This window comes from Streptomyces sp. HUAS CB01, from assembly GCF_030406905.1.
GTDB lineage: Bacteria > Actinomycetota > Actinomycetes > Streptomycetales > Streptomycetaceae > Streptomyces > Streptomyces chengbuensis.
Genome location: NZ_CP129137.1, coordinates 3,920,445 through 3,935,882 on the forward strand (window position 1 = coordinate 3,920,445; position 15,438 = coordinate 3,935,882).

At 70.6% G+C, this 15,438-nt stretch carries 9 protein-coding genes and 1 pseudogene; 5 read left to right on the forward strand and 5 right to left on the reverse strand.

Annotated elements, in window-relative coordinates:
- Positions 1–25 precede the first annotated feature (25 nt).
- The 3 genes from cydD to QRN89_RS17405 are packed head-to-tail and all read right to left on the reverse strand — an operon-like array spanning position 26 to position 6,219.
- Positions 26–3,637 carry a thiol reductant ABC exporter subunit CydD gene (cydD, locus tag QRN89_RS17395; RefSeq protein WP_290350344.1) on the reverse strand — a complete coding sequence of 1,204 codons (3,612 nt, stop codon included), beginning with the start codon at positions 3,635–3,637 and terminating at the stop codon, positions 26–28.
- A gap of 51 nt (positions 3,638–3,688) precedes the next feature.
- Positions 3,689–4,690 carry a cytochrome d ubiquinol oxidase subunit II gene (cydB, locus tag QRN89_RS17400; RefSeq protein ID WP_290350345.1) on the reverse strand — a complete coding sequence of 334 codons (1,002 nt, stop codon included), beginning with the start codon at positions 4,688–4,690 and terminating at the stop codon, positions 3,689–3,691.
- A gap of 23 nt (positions 4,691–4,713) precedes the next feature.
- Entirely contained in the window at positions 4,714–6,219 is a 1,506-nt protein-coding gene (locus tag QRN89_RS17405; RefSeq protein ID WP_290350346.1) for a cytochrome ubiquinol oxidase subunit I, read from the reverse strand.
- A gap of 134 nt (positions 6,220–6,353) precedes the next feature.
- On the opposite strand from QRN89_RS17405, the pseudogene QRN89_RS35615 reads away from it, so the two are divergent.
- A pseudogene (locus tag QRN89_RS35615) lies at positions 6,354–6,779 on the forward strand (cyclophilin-like family protein); the annotation flags it as partial.
- 225 nt (positions 6,780–7,004) lie between these two features.
- On the opposite strand, the gene hisC reads toward QRN89_RS35615, so the two are convergent.
- A complete protein-coding gene (gene hisC / locus QRN89_RS17410) occupies positions 7,005–8,084 on the reverse strand; it encodes a histidinol-phosphate transaminase (RefSeq protein ID WP_290350347.1) in 1,080 nt (359 codons plus the stop codon).
- A 387-nt stretch (positions 8,085–8,471) separates the two neighbouring features.
- On the opposite strand from hisC, the gene QRN89_RS17415 reads away from it, so the two are divergent.
- The 3 genes from QRN89_RS17415 to QRN89_RS17425 all read left to right on the forward strand — a co-directional run bounded on the left by QRN89_RS17415 (position 8,472) and on the right by QRN89_RS17425 (position 11,987).
- Positions 8,472–9,584: a LacI family DNA-binding transcriptional regulator gene (locus QRN89_RS17415; RefSeq protein ID WP_290350348.1), complete on the forward strand. Its 1,113-nt coding sequence runs from the start codon at positions 8,472–8,474 to the stop codon at positions 9,582–9,584.
- 173 nt (positions 9,585–9,757) lie between these two features.
- On the forward strand, positions 9,758–11,026 hold the full coding sequence (locus QRN89_RS17420; RefSeq protein ID WP_399009255.1) for a metallophosphoesterase: 1,269 nt from the start codon (positions 9,758–9,760) through the stop codon (positions 11,024–11,026).
- Between the two features lie 148 nt (positions 11,027–11,174).
- Positions 11,175–11,987, forward strand: coding sequence for a hypothetical protein (locus QRN89_RS17425; protein ID WP_290350350.1), 813 nt, complete (start codon positions 11,175–11,177; stop codon positions 11,985–11,987).
- Positions 11,988–12,054: 67 nt separating this feature from the next.
- On the opposite strand, the gene thiC is transcribed toward QRN89_RS17425, so the two are convergent.
- Positions 12,055–13,842, reverse strand: coding sequence for a phosphomethylpyrimidine synthase ThiC (thiC, locus tag QRN89_RS17430; protein ID WP_290350351.1), 1,788 nt, complete (start codon positions 13,840–13,842; stop codon positions 12,055–12,057).
- A 196-nt stretch (positions 13,843–14,038) separates the two neighbouring features.
- Here thiC and QRN89_RS17435 point away from each other — a divergent pair, with 196 nt between their 5' ends.
- Positions 14,039–15,406, forward strand: coding sequence for a YibE/F family protein (locus tag QRN89_RS17435; RefSeq protein WP_290350352.1), 1,368 nt, complete (start codon positions 14,039–14,041; stop codon positions 15,404–15,406).
- Positions 15,407–15,438: the final 32 nt, after the last annotated feature.

Here is a 15,438-nt window from a genome sequence, read left to right on the forward strand (position 1 = left end):
GCCATGCCCCCGAGGGTAGTTAGTCCTATTTGCCAGGGAAAGCCGGATCCACGAGCCGCTCCCTGAGGAGATCACCGGCGCGCTCGCGCTCCAGCATGCGACGCAGCGGGCCGTCCGTCGCCGCCAGCTCCGCACAGGGCCCGCGCTGCACCGTGCGGCCCTCGTCCAGCACCAGCACCTCGTCGACCGCCTCGAGGCCGCGCAGCCGATGGGTGATCAGCACCGTCGTGCGCCCCTCGGTCGCGTACAGCAGGTCCGCGGTCAGGGCGTCCGCCGTGGCGAGATCCAGATGTTCGGCCGGCTCGTCGAGCAGCAGCACGGGGAAGTCGGCGAGCAGTGCACGGGCCAGGGCGAGACGCTGTCGCTGACCACCGGAGAGCTGGGCTCCGTGCTCGCCGACGAGGGTGTCGAGCCCGTCCGGGAGAGCATCGGCCCAGTCGAGCAGCCGGGCGGCGGCGAGTGCCCCGCGCAGTTCCTCCTCGGAGGCACCGGGCCGGGCGAGCCGCAGATTCTCCCGGATCGAGCTGTCGAAGAGATGGGCGTCCTGGGCGCAGAGACCGACGCTGCGGCGGACGGTGTCCCCGTCGAGCGAGGTCGCGTCGCTCCCGCCGATCGTGTACGTCCCGGCCCTGACGTCCAGGAAGCGCAGCAGCACCTGCGCGAGCGTGGTCTTGCCCGAGCCCGAGGCCCCGACGACGGCGACCCGCTTGCCGGCCGTGAGCGTCAGATCGAAGCCGGAGAGCGCGTCCTGCCGCGCGTCGGCATGGCGGGCGGTGAGCCCGCGGACCTCCAGGGGGAACGGGGAAGCGGGCTCGGGGGCCGGCTCCCGCGGCTCGCTCACCGGCACCGGGGCGTCGAGCACCTCGAAGACCCGCTGGGCGCTGCGCTTCACCCGTTGCCGGTACTGCACCGCCAGCGGGAGCCCGACGACGGCCTCGAAGGCGGCGAGCGGCGTGAGCACGACGACGGCGAGTTCGACTCCTTCGACCCGGCCGGAGTGCACGGCCGTGACCCCCGCGTACGCCGCGAAGGCGACGGTCAGGCCGCAGGCCACGGCCGACAGTCCGCCACCCAGCGCGGTGGCGGCGGCCGCGCGCGAGGCGATGCGGGTCAGCACGCGGTCTGCCTCCCGCACACCGGCCGTCCGCCGGGCCAGTGCCCCGGTGACGGTCAGCTCCGCGGTGCCCTTGAGCAGATCGACGACCTGCGTGGCCAGCGCCCCTCGGGCCGGGGCGAGTCGCCGCTCCGCCCGCCGTGCGAACGCCCCGCTCAGCATCGGCACGGCCACCCCGGCCACGAGCAGTCCCACGGCCAGTACGGCGCCGGCCTCGGGCAGCAGCCACGCGGTGAACCCGACGGACGCGGCGCCGACGACGAGCGCGGCGCCCGCCGGCAGCGTCCAGCGCAGCCAGTAGTCCTGGAGGGCGTCGACGTCCGCGACGAGCCGGGACAGCAGATCACCCCGGCGGGTACGGCGCAGCCCGGCGGGCGCGATCCGCTCCAGCCTGCGGTACACGCCGACCCGGAGATCGGCCAGCATCCTCAGCACGGCGTCGTGCGAGACGAGCCGCTCGGCGTAGCGGAACACGGCCCGCCCGATCCCGAACGCCCGCGTCGCCGTGACCGCCACCATCAGATAGAGCACGGGCGGTTGTTCCGACGCCCGTGAGATCAGCCATCCCGACACCGCCATGAGCCCCACGGCGGATCCCAGCGCGAGGCTTCCGAGCACGAGCGCCGTCACCAGCCGGCCGCGCAGCGACCCGGCCATGGCGCGCACCCGCGCGAGCACCCCGCCGTGGACCGGCCCGGACGCTTCTCGGAGGGCCCCGTCCCCGGGGTCCGTGGCGGAGGGCGACCGAGGCTCCAGCGGTTCCACGGGCGAGGTGGCCACCGCCGCTCCCGTGCCGTCGGCCGAGGGGGAGGGGCGGGGAATCCCGGCGGGGGCGAGGAGTGTCCGGGCCTCCTCACCGCCCGGAGCCTGCGGGGAGCGCAGTTCGACGACCCTGTCGGCCACAGACAGCAGCGCCGGGCGGTGGACGACGAGCAGCACCGTCCGGCCGCGCGCCAGCCTCCGCACCGCGTCGACGATGCCCGCTTCGGTCTCCCCGTCCAGCGCCGCGGTGGGCTCGTCCAGCAGCAGCAGCGGCCGGTCGGCGAGGAAGGCCCGGGCGAGCGCGATCCGCTGGCGCTGGCCCGCGGAGAGTCCCGCGCCGTCCTCACCGAGGACCGTGTGCACGCCCTGCGGGAGCGCGGCCACGAAGCCCTCCGCACCGGCTTCGCGGAGCGCCGCCAGGACCTCCGTGTCGTCCGCTTCGTGCCGTGCGAGCCGTACGTTCTCCGCGATCGTCCCCGCGAAGAGGTACGGCCGCTGCGGCACCCAGGCGATCTGCCGGTGCCAGGCCGCCCGGTCCACCGAGCCCAGGTCCACCGGCCGCGCACCCGGGGCCCCGACCCGGACCGTGCCCTCGTCCGGCGGGAGGAAGCCGAGCACGACATCGAGCAGCGTCGACTTTCCGACCCCGCTCGGACCGACCAGCGCGACGGTCTCGCCGTCCTCCACCGTCAGGGAGGCGGCGGCCGGCGAGGCGGTGGCACGGCCCTCGTGCCGCACGGTCACGCCGTCGAGCTCCAGCCGCACCCCCCGGGCGCCCGGGGCCGGCGCCGTACCGCCGGCCCGGACCGGGGTCTCCAGCACCCGGAAGATCTCCTCCGCGGCCGACAGCCCCTCCGCCGCGGCGTGGTACTGCGCGCCGACCTGCCGCAGCGGCAGATAGGCCTCCGGCGCGAGGATCAGCACCACGAGCCCGGTGTACAGGTCCAGATCGCCGTGGACGAGCCGCATGCCGATGCCGACCGCGACCAGCGCCACGGAGAGCGTCGACAGCAGTTCCAGGGCGAACGAGGACAGGAAGGCGATCCTCAAGGTCTTCAGCGTGGCCCGCCGGTACTCCGAGGTGATCTTCCGGATCGACTCGGCCTGGGCCTTCGCCCGACCGAACACCTTCAGCGTCGGCAGTCCCGCGACCACGTCGAGGAAATGACCGGACAGCCTCGACAGCAGCGCCCACTGACGGTTCATCCGGGTTTCGGTGGCCCAGCCGATCAGCACCATGAAGATCGGGATCAGCGGCAGAGTGACCACGATGACCGCAGCCGAGACCCAGTCCTCGGTGACGATCCGGGCCAGCACCGCGACCGGGACGACCACCGCCAGCCCCAACTGCGGCAGATATCGCGCGAAGTAGTCGTCGAGCGCGTCGACCCCCCGGGTGGCGAGGGCGGCCAGGGACCCGCTCCGCTGCCCGCTCAGCCACCCGGGCCCCAGCTGTGCGGCGCGCGCCAGCAACCGCAGCCGTAGTTCGGACTTGACGGCCGCGCTCGCCCGATGGGCCGCCAGCTCGGTCAGCCAGGCCACCAGTCCGCGTCCGGCGGCGACGGCGGCCAGCAGCAGCAACGGGTTCCACAGCTCAGCAGCGTCCAGCCCGCGCTGGAAGGCGCCGACCACCACCTCGGCGATGAGCATCGCCTGGGCGACGACCAGCGCCGCACCGGCAAGGCCGAGGGCCACCACGGCCGCCATGAAGAGGCGGGTGGCACGGGCGTACCGGAGCAGTCGCGGGTCGACGGGTTTCACGTGAAACATCCCTTGGTCAGGGGACCGGATGGTCCCTTCGGAACTCCGGCCTCAGTGCGGATCGGCGATGTGCTGGGTGCCGATCCGCTTCCGGAACACCCAGTACGTCCAGCCCTGGTACAGCAGCACCATGGGCGTCGCGATCCCGGCGCACCAGGTCATGATCTTCAGGGTGTAGGGACTCGATGACGCGTTGGTGACAGTCAGGCTCCATGCCTCGTTGAGCGACGACGGCATGACATTCGGGAAGAGCGTCAGGAACAGCATCGCGACCGCGGCCACGATCGTGACGCCCGAGAGGGCGAACGACCAGCCCTCACGGCCCGCCTGGTTCGCCCCGAGCGCCGCGACCAGTGCCACGACGGCGACGACCATGGCGACCAGGCTCGGACCGTCACCCTTCTCCAGCTGGGTCCAGCCGAGGAACCCGAGAGCCAGCACGGCTGTGACCAGGCCGAGGTTCCGGGCGAGCTTCCGGGCCCGCTCCCTGATGTCCCCGACGGTCTTCAGCGCCGTGAAGACCGTTCCGTGGAAGGTGAAGAGCGTCAGGGTCACCAGGCCGCCGAGGATCGCGTACGGGTTCAGCAGGTCCCCGAAGGTGCCGACGTACTCCATCTCCTGGTCGATCTTCACCCCGCGCACGATGTTCCCGAAGGCCACGCCCCACAGGAAGGCGGGGATGAGCGAGGTCCAGAAGATGGCCTCCTCCCAGTTGCGCTGCCAGTGCTCCTCGGGCCGCTTGGCCCGGTACTCGAACGCGACACCACGCACGATCAGACAGATCAGGATGATCAGCAGCGGGAGGTAGAAGCCCGAGAAGAGCGTGGCGTACCACTCGGGGAAGGCCGCGAAGGTCGCACCGCCCGCCGTGAGCAGCCACACCTCGTTGCCGTCCCAGACCGGTCCGATCGTGTTGATGAGGACGCGCTTCTCGATCCGGTTGCGGGCGAGCAGTTTCGTCAGGATGCCGACCCCGAAGTCAAAGCCCTCGAGGAAGAAGTAGCCGGTCCACAGGACGGCGATGAGTACGAACCAGACGTCGTGGAGTTCCATGCCTCAGCTCACTGTCCTCGGTCTCAGTACGAGAAGGCCATGGGCCGGTCGGCGTCACGGTCGTCGCCGCCGATCCTGGTGGGTGGATTGAGGTCGGCTTCGGTGAGCTCGGGAGGCCCGGCCTTGACGTACTTGACCAGCAGCTTGACCTCGATGACGGCGAGGATCGCGTAGATGAGCGTGAAGACGATCATCGACGTGAGCACCTCGCCCTGGGAGACGCCGGGGGAGACGGCGTCGCGGGTGCGCAGGACGCCGTACACGACCCAGGGCTGGCGCCCCATCTCCGTGAAGATCCAGCCCCACGAGCTGGCGATCAGCGGGAAGCCGAGCGTCCAGATCGCGACGAGCCAGTACAGCCGGGTGAGCTTCGCCCCGAGCGGCTTCCGGAACAGCACCACATGGGGCACCTCGTCCTCACCGACCCGCGAAGCCGCCGGCAGCATGAACTTCTTCCGGGTCAGCCACAGCCCGGCCAGGCCGATGGCGAACGACGTCATGCCGAAGCCGATCATCCACCGGAAGCCCCAGTAGGTGACCGGGATGTTCGGCCGGTAGTCGCCGGGGCCGTACTTCTCCTGCTCCGCCTTGTTGGTGTCGTTGATGCCGGGCACGTACGACGTGAAGTCGTCGTTCGCCAGGAAGGAGAGCAGACCGGGTATCTCAATGGCGACCTTGTTGTGGCCCTTGTCCACATCGCCGTAGGCGAAGACGGAGAAGGGTGCGGGTCCCTCGCCGTCCCACAGGGCCTCGGCGGCCGCCATCTTCATCGGCTGCTGCTTGAACATCACCTTGCCGAGGAAGTCACCGCTGATCGCCGTCAGCAGACCCGCGATGACCACGGTGACCAGGCCGAGCCGCAGTGAGCTCTTCATCACCGGGACGTGCTTCTTGCGCAGCAGGTGGAAGGCGGCGATGCCGACCATGAACGCACCGCCGGTGAGGAAGGCGGCGGTGAGTGTGTGGAAGACCTGCGTGAGGGTGGTGTTCTGGGTCAGCACCAGCCAGAAGTCGGTGAGCTCCGCACGGCCGTTCTCCTGGTTGATCCGGTAGCCGACCGGGTGCTGCATCCAGGAGTTGGCCGCCAGGATGAAGTACGCGGACAGGATCGTGCCGATCGAGACCATCCAGATGCAGGCGAGGTGGATCTTCTTCGGGAGCTTGTCCCAGCCGAAGATCCACAGCCCGATGAAGGTGGACTCGAAGAAGAAGGCGATCAGCGCCTCGAAGGCGAGCGGGGCGCCGAAGACATCGCCGACGAAGCGCGAGTAGTCGGACCAGTTCATGCCGAACTGGAACTCCTGCACGATGCCCGTGACGACACCCATGGCGATGTTGATCAGGAAGAGCTTGCCCCAGAACTTGGTCGCCCTGAGGTACTTCTCCTTGCCGGTGCGCACCCACGCCGTCTGCAGGCCGGCCGTCAGCGCGGCCAGCGAGATCGTCAGAGGAACGAAGAGGAAGTGGTAGACGGTGGTGATGCCGAACTGCCAGCGGGCCAGTGTCTCTGGCGCCAGAGCGAGGTCCACGTCGTCTCTCCTTACGTCGGCGTGGTCACATCGGCGTGCTCGTCGCGTATGTCACGGCAGTTTGCCCAGTAAATCCATGACATAGCGGGAGCTTCCGCTCACGCTTGTGAACGCGTTCACATTCACAAGCAATTATGACCCATACGAAATCCGAACCTGCGAGCGGGGTCCCGGTAGGAGCCCACCGGCCGGTCGGTACGTGGGGCGGGCAGCTCACCGCGACCATCGACGACACCCCGACCGGCACGGCGCTCGCGGGCGTCCTCCCGGTCTCCGCCCCCGCACGGGTCTCGGGCGAGGAGGTGCACTTCACGGTGTTCCCGGCCGGACCGATCGCCGGGGCGTCGGCCCCTCTCCCACCGGCCCTCGAGGCCGACGTCCGCCAGGTCGTCGAACCCGGCACGGTCGCGTTCTGGACGGAGGGCGACGCGCCGGCCCTCCCCTGTCCGACGCCCGTCTCCCCCGGGGACGAATGCCGGCCGGCGAGCCACTGCCACACCGTGGGCCGCCGCGTGGACGGCGACCCGCGCGTCCTCGCGACGGTACGTCCGGGCGATCCGGTCCACGTGGAAAGGGCGAAACGGACTGATCACCCTCGTCGCGCACCCGCGCCACCGGCGATGCGGGGCTCACCCGCACCCGGCCCGTCACGAACCCGGCAATGGCGCCGAGTGCCCGCCCCCGCTCCGCGCGGAACCGGCGTGCGGAACCCGCGACACGCCGATCGCCCGCACCCGGGTACCGGGGTGCGGGCGATCACGGGATCCGCGTCGGTAGGTCGGCGGCTACATCCTGCTGCGGAACGCGTCCGCCGCGTGCAGGAAGATGTCGTTCGCCTCGGACTCGCCGATGGTGACCCGCACTCCCTCGCCCGGGAACGGCCGCACCACGACCCCGGCCTCCTCACAGGCCGCGGCGAACTCGGCCGTGCGCTCCCCGAGCCGCAGCCAGACGAAGTTCGCCTGCGTGGGCGGCACCGTCCAGCCCTGCTTCACCAGCCCCTCGTACACCCGCGACCGCTCCGCCACGAGCGCGCCGACCCGGCCCAGGAGTTCGTCCTCCGCCTGCAGCGAGGCGACCGCCGCGTCCTGGGCGAGCTGGCTGACGCCGAACGGGACCGCCGTCTTGCGCAGCGCGGCGGCGACCGGCTCGTGGGCGACCGCGAAGCCGACCCGCAGCCCCGCCAGCCCGTAGGCCTTGGAGAAGGTGCGCAGGACCGCCACGTTCGGCCGCGAGCGGTAGATCTCCAGACCGTCCGGCACCTCGGCGTCCCGGATGAACTCGCGGTACGCCTCGTCCAGGACCACGAGCACGTCGGACGGGACCCGGTCGAGGAACCGCTCCAGTTCCGCCCGGTGGACCACCGTGCCCGTCGGGTTGTTCGGGTTGCAGACGAAGATCAGCCGGGTCCGGTCGGTGACCGCGTCCGCCATCGCGTCAAGGTCGTGCACATCGCCCGAGGTCAGCGGCACGGGCACCGACGTGGCCCCGCTGATCTGGGTGATGATCGGGTACGCCTCGAAGGACCGCCAGGCGTAGATGACCTCGTCGCCCGGTCCCGAGGTGGCCTGCAGCAGCTGCTGCGCGACGCCCACCGAGCCGGTGCCCGTCGCCAGGTGCGAGACCGGCACCCCGAAGCGGTCGGCGAGCTCGTTCATCAGCCCGGTACAGGCCATGTCCGGGTAGCGGTTGAAAACGCCCGCGGCCGCGACGGCCCTCTCCATCACGCCCGGGAGCGGCGGGTAGGGGTTCTCATTGGAGGAAAGCTTGAACGCGACCGGCCCGCCGGCAGCGGCGGGCTTGCCGGGCTTGTATGTGGGGATGCCGTCCAGCTCGGCGCGCAGCTTGGGGCTCGTCTCGCTCACCGCAGGTCCTCCTCGACCGTCGTGCATCGTGCTCACCAATACTGCTCACCCTATGAGGATTCCTCGCCGCCGCGCAGGGGAGAGCCGGCAACAACCCGGGAACGGACCGCGAGCGGCGACGAGGGGGAGGGGCGCTCTTCGGATCACCGCGCGCCGGTGGCTCACTCCGTGGCGCGCATCCCTCGTAGTGGTGAGTTGAGACCTCTTCGAGACCTCGACCATTCGGCAGGCCCTCACCGGTCGGCAACCATGAGACAGTCTCGAAATGCACCAACTACCTTTGTTTCCAAGGCAATTGACGCCACATGGCCTTGCAGAAACGTGCCTGTCAACGCCTGCATATGCGACCGGCTCCACCACCCCGCCTCGCCCTACTATCGGCCTGCCATGACAGCAGCAGGGAAGCACCAGGTGAGCCGGACGGAGACATCACGCCGGGGCAGCCGGCAAGGCCGGGCGGGCATCCGGGACGTAGCCGCCGCAGCCGGTGTCTCCATCACGACTGTCTCGGACGCACTGAACGGAAAGGGCCGGCTACCGGACGCCACCCGCCGCCATGTCCGCGAGGTCGCCGACCGGCTGGGCTACCGCCCGTCCGCCGCGGCGCGCACGCTCCGTACCGGCAAGTCCGGACTCATCGGCCTCACGGTGACGACGTACGGGGAAGAACCGTTCACCTTCACGGAGTTCGCGTACTTCGCGGAGATGGCGAGAGCCGCCACCTCCGCCGCGCTCGCCCGTGGATACGCACTGGTCATCCTCCCCGCCACCTCACGCCACGACGTCTGGTCCAACGTCGCACTCGACGGCACCGTCGTGATCGACCCGTCGGACCACGACCCCGTGGTCACCGAGCTCGTCCGCCAGGGCCTGCCCGTCGTCTCCGACGGCCGCCCTGCGGGTACCCTCCCCGTCACCGCCTGGGTCGACAACGACCACGAGGCCGCCGTGCTCGAACTGCTCGACCATCTGGCGGCCGGTGGCGCACGCCGGATCGGCCTGCTCACCGGGACCACCACGGACACCTACACCCGGCTCTCGACCACGGCCTATCTCAACTGGTGCGAACGCGTCGGCCAGGACCCGGTCTACGAGGCGTACCCCGCGCACGACCCGTGCGCCGGGGCGGTCGCCGCCGACCGGCTGCTCGCCCGTCCGGACCGTCCCGACGCGGTGTACGGGCTCTTCGACCCGAACGGCACGGACCTGCTCGCCGCCGCCCGCCGGTACGGACTCCGCGTCCCCGACGATCTCCTGCTCGTCTGCTGCAGCGAGTCCACCGTGTACGCCAACACGGAGCCGTCGATCACCACGCTCTCGCTCAAACCGCGGCGCATCGGCACCGCCGTGGTCCAGTTGCTGATCGACGCGATCGAGGGAGTGGACGGCGGCGGCCCGGTCGAGCAGGTGATACCGACCGAACTCATCGTGCGGACGTCGTCGCAGCGGCGTTCCCCGCGTACGACGGTGAGCGCCCCGCGGTCGCCTTCCCAGGACTAGACCAACGCAATTGGGGCGAAACGACCGGTGAACCGGTGGTGTACCCGGATTCAGCACCCCTGGTGCGTCACACAGCACGATCCGCATTCCTATGATGGGCGCACGACACCGCGGACCGTCCCCGACCAGGCCGGTCCGGCGGTGAGGGCGGTGCGACGGTGGTGGAGGGGTCGATGACTCAGGGGGCCGGTCAAGGACCCGTGGTGCGTACGGCGACGTTGCGCGACTTCCGCGTCCCGCCGTACGCACAGGTTCCGGTGCAGTCGCAGTCCTCTTCCCACGAGTACGTGCTCGCGCACCCCGAGGACTCAGTCCCACAGGCGGTTCCTCCCCGGGCCGGCGAGCCCGCCGCGCAGCCGGCACCCGCCACCGGGCCCGAGACCCCGCCCCGCACGGCTCCCGAGGCGGAGCCCGGCGGCGACCAGGCGGCCCCGGTCCGCACCGAGGACACCGTCCCCCAGGCGCCGCCGGTCCACCCCGGCAACGCCTTCCCGGACGACGAACCGCCCGAGGGCTACACCCCCACCGAACGCGACCTGCCGGTGATCAACCGCGGCGACACCGTCCAGGTGACCGTCGCCGCCGCCCCCGAACAGCCCGAACCGGCCGCCGAGGGCCTCGGCCCGCTCTATGTGGTCGGGGATGTCCACGGCTATCTGGAGGAGCTCGTCGCCGCGCTCACCGCCCAGGGCCTCGTCGACGCCGAAGGCCACTGGTCCGCGGGCAACACCCGGTTGTGGTTCCTGGGCGACTTCACCGACCGCGGCCCGGACGGCATCGGCGTCATCGACCTCGTGATGCGGCTCTCGGCCGAGGCCGCGGCGGCCGGCGGGTACTGCAAGGCCCTGATGGGCAATCACGAGCTGCTGCTCATCGGCGCCAAGCGCTTCGGGGACACGCCGGTCAACTCGGGCGCGGGCACCGCCACCTTCCAGGCGGCCTGGCTCCTCAACGGCGGCCAGAAGAGCGACATGGACCGCCTCCAGGACGTCCATCTGCAGTGGATGTCCCGGCTCGACGCGGTGGTGGAGGAGGACGGGCATCTGCTGATGCACTCCGACACGACCGCCTACCTCGACTACGGCACCACGATCGAGGACGTCAACGACAAGGTCCACGAGATCATCAACCGCAACGACGCGGACGAGTGCTGGGACCTCTTCCGCAAGTTCACCAAGCGCTTCGCCTTCCGGGACGACGACGGCCCGCAGGCCGTCCGGGAACTGCTCGCCACTTACGGCGGCGGCCGTGTCGTCCACGGCCACAGCCCCATCCCCTATCTGCTGGGCGAGGTCGGCACCGAGGACGCGGACGGCGAGGGGAACTCGGAGCCACTGGTGGAAGGACCCCACGTGTACGCGGACGGGCTCGCCATCGCCATGGACGGCGGAGTGACCATGGCCGGAAAGCTGCTGGTGGCCCAACTCCCCCTGCAGGGCTGAGCCAATCCGGCGCAGGCGATTTCCGGAAACCCCCTGTCACCCCGTGCCGTAACCGCTCTACCATCGGCTTATCCGTAGCAGGCTCTCCTCCGTTTCCGCCCAACTGCCCCCATCACGCGGGCAAACCGGCCCTACGGAGCATCGGGGGATGCACATGAACAGCGCTCCGCACCTGCTGGCCGAGGACCGCGCCGAGTACGAGCGCATCCTCGACGACGCGCTGCGCAACGCGCACGACCGTCCAGAACTCGACGGCATGGGCAAGCGGCTCAACGCCGAACAGCTGCGCACGATGGCTCTGAACGCCACCGCGCTCATCACCAGCGCCGCCGCGGCCGAGTACGACCACTTCGTGAAGGTCCGCGAGGAGACACGCACCTCCTCGGGGACGTCCGTCGGCCAGTCGGTCCTCGGTCCGGCCGCCGAGGCGGGCGCCGGCTTCGCCGCCGTGCTCACCGTTCTGGCGCCGGTCCTCGCGGGCACCGCCGCGCTCATCTTCCTGCTCGTCGGTTACGTCCTGAAGGCCGTCAGCCCCGACGCCGCCTTCGCGGACACCCTGCTGACGGCGGGCTGGTTCTTCGGCGCGCTGACGGCGGCCGGACTCCTCGCCGCCGCGATCGGTCTGCTGATCACGGCGCTCCGGAACGGCGCGACCCAGGTCCCCGCAGAGGAAGCGACCGGAGAACTGCCCGACGAGGTGGCACGCGCCAAGGAAGCCTGGCGGCACGCGCTGCTGGAACGGGGCGTCCTCCCCTTCCTGCGCACCGCCCTCGCGGACCCCAGCGCCGATCCCGCCTCCTCGGCCCCGCCCCGCCGGGTGAACCGCTTCCCCAAGGTCGGCTACAGCGGCCCCGACTTCTCGAGCCCGAGCGACGGCACCTCGGCCGGCTCCCGGCCGACGTTCACGAGCCCGGATTTCACCAGCCCGGACTTCGGACCGCCGGAGCACCGGCCCGAGTAGCGGCACGGCGCGGCGACGGCACCGGCCCGTGACCCGTGTGGGGTCGCGGGCCGGTTCCCTCACCCGCTCAGTCCGCCAGCGGCAGGTACACCCGGTTCCCCGAGGCGGCGAACTCCTTGGACTTCTGGAGCATGCCCTCGGCGATCTCCGTGTCCGACGACGCCGGCTCGTCACCGCCGAACTGCTCCGTGATGCTCCTGCTGATCTTCATCGAGCAGAACTTCGGACCGCACATGGAGCAGAAGTGCGCGGTCTTCGCCGGCTCGGCCGGCAGCGTCTCGTCGTGGAACTCCCGTGCCGTGTCCGGGTCCAGGGCCAGGTTGAACTGGTCCTCCCAGCGGAACTCGAAACGCGCGTCCGAGAGCGCGTCGTCCCATTCCTGCGCGTCCGGGTGCCCCTTGGCGAGATCCGCCGCGTGTGCCGCGATCTTGTAGGTGATGACGCCCGTCTTGACGTCGTCCCGGTTCGGCAGGCCCAGGTGCTCCTTGGGCGTGACGTAGCAGAGCATGGCCGTGCCCCACCAGGCGATCATCGCCGCGCCGATGCCGGACGTGATGTGGTCGTAGGCCGGCGCCACGTCCGTCGTCAGCGGTCCGAGCGTGTAGAACGGGGCCTCCTCGCAGATCTCCTGCTGGAGGTCGATGTTCTCCTTGATCTTGTGCATCGGGACGTGCCCCGGGCCCTCGATCATGGTCTGCACGTTGTGGCGCTTGGCGATCGAGTTGAGCTCCCCGAGCGTCCTCAACTCGGCGAACTGCGCCTCGTCGTTGGCGTCCGCGATGGAGCCGGGCCGCAGTCCGTCGCCGAGCGAGTAGGTGACGTCGTACGCGGCGAGGATCTCGCAGAGCTCCTCGAAGTTCTCGTACAGGAACGACTCCTTGTGGTGCGCGAGGCACCAGGCGGCCATGATCGAGCCGCCGCGGGAGACGATGCCGGTCTTGCGACGGGCGGTCAGCGGCACGTACCGCAGCAGCACGCCCGCGTGGACCGTCATGTAGTCGACGCCCTGCTCCGCCTGCTCGATGACGGTGTCCTTGTAGATCTCCCAGGTCAACTCCTCGGCCCGGCCGTCGACCTTCTCGAGCGCCTGGTAGAGCGGGACGGTGCCGATCGGCACGGGGGAGTTGCGCAGCACCCACTCACGGGTGGTGTGGATGTTGCGGCCGGTGGAGAGGTCCATGACCGTGTCCGCGCCCCACCGGGTCGCCCACGTCATCTTCTCCACCTCCTCCTCGATGGAGGAGGTCACCGCCGAGTTGCCGATGTTGGCGTTGACCTTCACCAGGAACCGCTTCCCGATGATCATCGGCTCGATCTCGGGGTGGTTGACGTTGGCCGGCAGCACGGCCCGGCCTGCGGCGATCTCCTCGCGGACGACCTCCGGGGAGACGTTCTCCCGGATCGCCACGAACTCCATCTCCGGCGTGATCTCACCGCGCCGGGCGTAGGCGAGCTGGGTCACCGCCTGCCCGTCGCGGCCCCGGCGGGGCTGGCGCGGGCGGCCGGGGAAGACCGCGTCGAGGTTGCGCAGACCGCCGCGTGGGGACGTGTGCTTGATGCCGTCGTCCTCGGGCCTGACGGGGCGGCCGGCGTACTCCTCGGTGTCGCCGCGGCCGACGATCCAGTTCTCCCGCAGCGGCGGCAGCCCGCGGCGCACGTCCGTCTCGGTGTCGGGATCGGTGTACGGACCGGACGTGTCGTACAGGGTCACGTCCTTGCCGTTGGTGAGGTGCACCTGGCGGACCGGCACCCGGATGTCGGGGCGTGAGCCCTCGACGTATCCCTTGTGCCAGCCGATGGACTTCCCCGCCTCGGACGAGCCGGAGGCAGGCGTGCGCGTGTCCGATGTGGTCATGAGACCTACTCCCTACGCCGGCATTACCCGGTAACAGGTTCGGCGGTCGGCGCAGCTGTCCCGTACGGTCGTACGGCGGTCAGCGCCCTCTCAGCCCGGTGCTCCGAGCTCCCGCGTGTGCAAAGGTGTCACCACGCTAGCGCCCCGTCGGGCGTGCTGAACAGTGGGCCCCATCCGTTCTTGCGATGATCTGTCGGTGACTTCCTCTCAGCAGACACCGGAACCGGACGACCGCCCGGGCGGTCCGCCGCACTCCCACGGCCACGCCCACGCCCATGCCCACGGTCACGGCCACGGTCCTGCCGCTCCCGTCTCGCGCCATCTGCGGCGGGTCATCGCTGCGGTGCTCATCCCGTTCGCCGCCGCGGTGGTGGTCGGTCTCGTCGCGCTCTGGCCGGGCGGGGCACCGGAGCACGAGCGCACCGGTGTCGGCTTCGACCGGCAGACCGAACAGGCCCGGGTGGTCCGGGTGCAGGAGGTCGACTGCTCCGACGTGAACGCCGGACAGGTGCCGCCGACGGGGGACACCACGACCCCCGAGGGGCGCGAGGCGGTCAACTCCCAGCAGGGGAAGTGCAAGAAGGCGACCGTCGAGGTCACCACCGGAAAGGACAAGGGCCGTACGTTCGTCGAGGTCGTCCAGCCGGACGCCTCGCGCCAGCTGAAGCAGGGCCAGGAAGTGGTGGTGGCGTACGCGCCCGACGCCCCGCGCGATCTCCAGTACTCGGTGAGCGACATCAACCGGGACTTCCCGATGATGCTGCTCGCGGGGATCTTCGCGGTCGTGGTGGTGCTGGTCGGGAGGCTGCGCGGGGTGATGGCGCTGATCGCGCTGGCCCTGAGCTTCGCCGTACTGACCCTGTTCATCCTGCCGGCGATCCTGCAGGGCTCGAATCCGCTGATCGTGGCAGTGATCGGAGCCAGCGCGATCATGCTGATGGCGCTGTACCTCTGTCACGGCCTGAACGCCCGTACCTCGGTCGCGGTGCTCGGGACGCTGATCTCGCTGCTGCTGATCGGGCTGCTCGGCTCGGTGTTCATCGGCTGGGCGTCCCTGTCCGGCAACACCGACGACAACACCGGTCTGATCCACGGCCTGTTCCCGAACATCGACATGTCCGGCCTGCTGCTGGCGGGAGTCATCATCGGCTCGCTCGGCGTGCTCGACGACGTCACAGTGACCCAGACCTCGGCGGTCTGGGAACTGCACCAGGCGGACCCGGCGATGGGCCCTCGCGGCCTCTACAAGGCGGGCATCCGGATCGGTCGCGACCACATCGCCTCGGTCGTCAACACGCTCGTACTGGCGTATGCGGGCGCCTCGTTGCCCCTGCTCCTGCTGTTCTCGATCGCACAGTCGGGGGTGGGCACGGTGGCGACCAGCGAGCTGGTGGCGGAGGAGATCGTCCGGACGCTCATCGGTTCGATCGGTCTGGTGGCGTCGGTGCCGGTGACCACCGCACTGGCCGCTCTGGTCGTCTCCGCCGACCGGCCCGGCGGCACGGTGACCGGTGTGGCGGCGGGCGCGGTGCGCAGCAGGGGGCGCCGCCGGCGGGCGAAGTAGGTCCGTCGCGCACCGACGCGGCGGGCGCGGAC

What these genes read in the sequence shown, in the direction of transcription:
- QRN89_RS17425 (WP_290350350.1), top strand. Translation starts at nt 11,175, where the DNA reads ATGCACATGAACAGCGCTCCGCACCTGCTGGCCGAGGACCGCGCCGAG.
- cydB (WP_290350345.1), bottom strand. Translation starts at nt 4,690, where the DNA reads ATGGAACTCCACGACGTCTGGTTCGTACTCATCGCCGTCCTGTGGACC.
- QRN89_RS17420 (WP_399009255.1), top strand. Translation starts at nt 9,758, where the DNA reads ATGACTCAGGGGGCCGGTCAAGGACCCGTGGTGCGTACGGCGACGTTG.
- thiC (WP_290350351.1), bottom strand. Translation starts at nt 13,842, where the DNA reads ATGACCACATCGGACACGCGCACGCCTGCCTCCGGCTCGTCCGAGGCG.
- QRN89_RS17415 (WP_290350348.1), top strand. Translation starts at nt 8,472, where the DNA reads ATGACAGCAGCAGGGAAGCACCAGGTGAGCCGGACGGAGACATCACGC.